The 5,302-nt window shown below is 35.9% G+C and carries 4 protein-coding genes and 1 rRNA gene; 4 read left to right on the top strand and 1 reads right to left on the bottom strand.

Features of this window, described 5'->3' with window-relative positions; genetic code table 11:
* Nucleotides 1-83 precede the first annotated feature (83 nt).
* From rrf to map, 3 genes are all read left to right on the top strand, one after another.
* Nucleotides 84-200: ribosomal RNA gene (rrf, locus tag H0184_RS27360) — 5S ribosomal RNA — on the top strand.
* Between the two features lie 386 nt (nucleotides 201-586).
* Nucleotides 587-1,423 (top strand): pentapeptide repeat-containing protein, encoded by an 837-nt coding sequence (locus H0184_RS27355; RefSeq protein WP_221831174.1) that lies wholly within the window; start codon nucleotides 587-589, stop codon nucleotides 1,421-1,423.
* 133 nt (nucleotides 1,424-1,556) lie between these two features.
* Complete coding sequence (gene map, locus H0184_RS27350; RefSeq protein WP_221831172.1) at nucleotides 1,557-2,300, top strand: type I methionyl aminopeptidase; 744 nt, start codon at nucleotides 1,557-1,559, stop codon at nucleotides 2,298-2,300.
* Between the two features lie 108 nt (nucleotides 2,301-2,408).
* On the opposite strand, the gene H0184_RS27345 is transcribed toward map, so the two are convergent.
* Complete coding sequence (locus H0184_RS27345; RefSeq protein ID WP_221831170.1) at nucleotides 2,409-3,386, bottom strand: ring-cleaving dioxygenase; 978 nt, start codon at nucleotides 3,384-3,386, stop codon at nucleotides 2,409-2,411.
* Nucleotides 3,387-3,679: 293 nt separating this feature from the next.
* On the opposite strand from H0184_RS27345, the gene H0184_RS27340 reads away from it, so the two are divergent.
* Complete coding sequence (locus tag H0184_RS27340) at nucleotides 3,680-4,897, top strand: DUF438 domain-containing protein (RefSeq protein WP_221831168.1); 1,218 nt, start codon at nucleotides 3,680-3,682, stop codon at nucleotides 4,895-4,897.
* The last annotated feature ends 405 nt before the right edge of the window (nucleotides 4,898-5,302 follow it).

Below are 5,302 nucleotides of genomic sequence, written 5' to 3'. Positions count from 1 at the left end.
CTTAACCAATTTTTAAAGCGAACTCGTTTTACACACTTCTTCTGAGTTTATCTAGTTTTGAGGGAATGAAACCTCAAAAACAGTCTGGTAATAATGGCGAGAAGGTCACACCCGTTCCCATACCGAACACGGAAGTTAAGCTTCTTTGCGCCGATGGTAGTTGGGACAAACGTCCCTGTGAGAGTAGGACGTTGCCAGGCAGAATGAAACACAATCCGTTAGGGGTTGTGTTTTTTTGTTGTCTGACTGGATAAGTACTGTAATAATATAATTGGATTAAGATTTGTGACCTTGTGATTGTACTTTTAGAGAGAATGGTAACGAATAGGAGTTACTCGTGCCTGTACATAAGTATTTTTAGAGAAAACGGTAACGAATAGTATCTATTCGTGCCCGTTCAGAGCAATTATCAGTGACATGGGTAACGTAAAGCAAGCAATTGTTGCATTACTCCTTCTCTTTGTAGATAGAAGAAACATAGATAAGAAGAAGACCTGCTAACGCATTCTGTGTTAATATATTATCTAGTTGAGATTTTAACAAGATTAGTATGTAGGTTTTTTACATAGAAGGAAGTGTGATTATTTTGTCTAGTGCAGTCCTAACAGAAGACAATATATTAAATAATTTACGTGCTGATTGTGGAAATTGCTTTGGTTTATGCTGTGTGGCTCTGCCTTATGCAAAATCAGCCGACTTTGCCTTTGATAAAGACGGCGGAACACCTTGCCGTAATTTACAATCTAATTATTTATGTGGCATACATGAAAATCTTCGAAATAAAGGGTTTCGTGGATGTTCGGCATATGAATGCTTTGGGGCTGGCCAAAAGGTATCGAAAATCACATATAATGGAAAGGATTGGAGGACGAACGAGGACGTTTCTCAAGAGATGTTTGAGGTTTATCCAATTATGCAGCAGCTTCATGAGATGCTTTGGTATTTAAACGAAGCTTTAATGAATGATGCTGCAAAATCAATCAATACAGAATTACGTCTTTGTTTTGCAGAGACTGAAGAACTTACATATAAGAGTCCAGAATTCATAAAGAGCATTGATGTATCCGAGCATAGAACTAAGGTAAACAAGTTACTAACCCGTACCAGTGAATTGGTTCGTGCTCAAGTTACTAAGAAGCAGCAAAAAAATACTCGACGCGGTATGGATTATATAGGAGCAAAGTTAAAGGAAGCCGATTTAAGAGGCGCGAACCTAAGAGGTGCCTTCCTTATTGCAGCAGACTTAAGAAACGCGGATCTTAGATGGAGTGATGTCATTGGTGCAGATTTTAGGGATGCGGATATCAGTGGGGCAAATCTTACTGGAAGTATTTTTCTTACTCAGGCTCAAGTGAATGCGGCAAAAGGAAATAAACATACTAAATTACCAGGCACATTAACTAGACCTGCCCATTGGGAGTAAAAATAATAAGATATATTGGTTATAATTCCTATTTATAATAAGGAAACATACTTGAATTTTTACTATAAGTAAGCCTAAAATATAAGAATGGAAAATTTACAACGATATTAATATGATAAAGTAGGGAAAACAAATGATTGCAAAAACAGAAGAAGATATTCAAGCGTTGAAGGAAATCGGCAAAATTTGTGCCGAAATTAGAGATGAACTGGTACAAAGAACAGTACCTGGTATAACTACAAAAGAACTAGATGATATAGCTGGGCAGCTTTTCGAAAAGGCTGGTGCCATTTCAGCACCAAAGGGTGAATACGATTTTCCTGGCTATACCTGTATAAGTGTCAATGAAGAAGTGGCCCATGGCATCCCAGGGAAAAGAGTTATTAAAGAAGGAGACATCGTAAATATTGATGTATCCGGTTCAAAGAATGGTTACTTCGCTGATACAGGTATTTCTTTCGTAGTAGGTGAAGGGGAAGAAATATTAACGAAAATTTGTGATGTAGCTAAATTGGCTTTTGAAGCTGGACTTAAGAAAGCGAAGCCTGGTTCAAAGAAAAGTGGAATAGGAAAAGCGGTCATTCAAACGGCGAGACAGCACGGCTTAACGGTAATCATGAATCTAACAGGGCACGGAATCGGACGAACAATTCATGAAGCTCCAGATCATATTTATAATTATCATGATACGTGGGATGATGAGCTTTTAAAGGAAGGCATGGTAATTGCATTTGAACCTTTCATCTCTACCAAAGAAGAGGAAGTTTTTCAAGTAGAAGGTGACGATTGGACGTACGTGACAGAAGAAAGTTTTGTTGCTCAGTACGAACATACCATTATTCTAACAAAAAACGGACCGATAGTTACAACTCTCTAAAAGGAATTTCAAGTGCCAGCTTTTGTGCCTGGCACTTTCCATTTTAATCAACAAAGAAAAAATGCGGATTCCCGAAGAATCCGCTTATTTTTATTATTTTTATTATTTTTATTCTTTCTTAAATTTAATTGTACTTCTTACTGTATTAATCGGACGTACAAGTCTTTCAATTTGATCTCGTTTTGATTCAAAGAATGGCGGTAGTGATAGTTTTTCACCAAGTGTTTCATAAGGTTCATCACCCATAAATCCAGGACCGTCTGTTGCAAATTCAAATAAAATATGAGGGGCAACTCTTGAGTATAAAGATCCGAAAAAGTATCGATCGACAAAACCAGATGTTTGGAATCCGAAACTCCGCATGTGCTGATCCCATTCCTCCAAAACAGAACGATCTTCAACCCGGAACGCTGCGTGGTGAACCGTACCAAATCCTTGCCGTGCTTGTGGCAAAACTGCATTATGTTCAACCACTACTTGTGCTCCATTCCCGCCTTCACCTACTTCGAATAAATGAAAGGATCCTTCTTGAGCTATTTCTTTAAAAAGTAGAACCTTCTCCATCATTTCTTTAAAATAATCAAAGTCAGCAATACGTACAAAAATAGGACCTAAACTAGTAATCGCATATTCCAATGGTATCGGACCATCTTGCCAAGGTGTGCCTGAGGCAACTCCTTCATTATTTTCATCTGAGACTAATTGGTATTGTTGGTCATCAAAATCTACAAATGATAGTGACTTTTTGCCAAATTGTTCTTTGATACCAGTATGAGTTACATTTAGACGCTCAAAACGTTTTAGCCAATAATCTAATGCTGCGTCACTAGGTACACGAAAGGAAGTTTTTGAAATCTCATTTGTTCCATGCACGCCTTTTGGAATTCCAGGAAAATCGAAAAATGTCATATCAGTTCCAGGGCTTCCTTTGTCGTCCGCAAAAAATAAGTGATAGGTCTGAATATCATCTTGGTTAACTGTTTTCTTAACTAAACGCATACCTAATACAAAGGTAAAAAATTCATAATTCTTCTCGGCGCTGCTTGTTATTGCTGTTACATGATGTATTCCTTTTAAATGATTCAACGTTTATTCCTCCATAAAGTCTTTCTTCTTATATTTTTCCCCTTCAGGCCCAATACACTCATCAGGAATGGGGCTAATTAAACTCTTGAAAATAAATATCTTTAATTCGAGATAAATATAACACGGATAAAAAACTCTGTCAATTTCGCTGTCATTAATTTATCACATTTATTAAGTTTATTTCTGTACCAATGATGTTAATCACAAACAGACTTTTAAAAAGGTGTTATTTTATGTATGAGATTAATTATCAATAACATTATTAACATAGCAAATTACGAAGGAGAATCCCAATGAGCGAATTAATTAATAACCGTGAACAATTAACCGAAAACCCAAATAAACGCCAAGCTATTTTAAAACAGATTTTTAAAGATCTTCATGAAGGAAAAAATGTTTCAGAGGTAAAAGCACATTTTAATGCGTTTATTGGAAAAATAACCATTGATGAGATTTCACAACTTCAACATGATTTTGGTGATCTTTCTATAGAAGAGATGCATCGCTTACATGCCAAGCACACAGAAATTTTTAAAGGAGCAATTGAAGAAGTGGAAAAACCAAATAAGCCAGAAGAACAACCTGGCCATCCGATACACACATTTATATTAGAAAATAAAGAAATAGATAAATTGGTAAATACTCTTCAAGTTCATTTAGATCAGTTTGAGATGGAAGATAGTCAAGAAAACATACTTTTGCTTTTAGAAGATATCAATTTATTATTAGATATTGATAAGCATTATAGCCGGAAAGAAAATTTAATTTTCCCTTATTTAGAAACGTACGGCATTTATGGACCAACAAACAACATGTGGCGGATTAACGACTTCATTCGTGACGCCATTAAAGATGCAAGAAAAAAATTAGCTTCTTATCATGGGGAAAAACAAGCCGTCATTGAAGTGATTAATTTTGTGATTCAAGAAGTTATTACTATGATTTACAGAGAAGAAAATATTCTTTTTCCTATGGCATTGAACAATTTTACCGAAGACGAATGGGTGAAAATTGCACGTGAGAGTGACGAAATTGGATATTGCTTGATTGCACCAACAGAGGTTTGGAAGCCTGAGAGACATGCATTGGATGAGAAAGCAATCTCAGAAGGGTACATTAAAATGGAAACAGGAATATTATCATTAAAACAGCTAGAGCTGCTTTTAAATCATTTACCTGTAGACCTAACGTTCATTGATCAAGATGATGTGGTGCGATACTTCTCTCATGGTAAAGAAAGAATTTTTGCTCGTACAAAGGCAGTTATTGGCCGGACAGTTCAGAACTGTCATCCGCCAAGAAGTGTACATGTGGTGGAAGAGCTATTAGCTGACTTTAAAGCAGGAAGGAAGGATACAGAAGATTTCTGGATTAAGTTCCGTGATAAATATGTATACATTCGTTATTTTGCGGTTAGAGATGAAAGTGGTAAATACATTGGAACACTTGAATTTACTCAGAATATAAATCCTATTCAAGCGATTGAAGGGGAAAAAAGAATTATGTTTTAGATTTTATGTCAACGCGTGGATACTACCACGCGTTTTCTCTATTTTTGTGATGAAAAATGGTTATAAATCCTTTTAAAGAACAAAAGTTTGTTTTACAAGGTATAATTTTGTTTATGGGAAATATTACTATTGAACCGAACCTAAATTAAATGATATTATATAAAAGTTCCCTTCGAGAGGGAGTCAAACTTTTGAGATAAAGTGTTGACTTTAACGAAGCGGATATGGTATTATATTTTCCGTTGCTATTAATCTAGTAACATTTGCTCTTTGAAAACTAAACAAACAGTAACGTCAACAAACAATTTTTTAGCTTTTTATAAAAGCTAAGCCAACGTAACAAAATGAGCTATATCAACTTTCTTGGAGAGTTTGATCCTGGCTCAGGACGAACGCTGGCGGCGT

The organism is Neobacillus niacini, assembly GCF_019749295.1.
GTDB classification, from domain to species: domain Bacteria; phylum Bacillota; class Bacilli; order Bacillales; family Cytobacillaceae; genus Neobacillus; species Neobacillus niacini_D.
The sequence above is the reverse complement of the archived record's forward strand: the minus strand, read 5'-3'. Positions and strand labels throughout refer to the sequence as shown.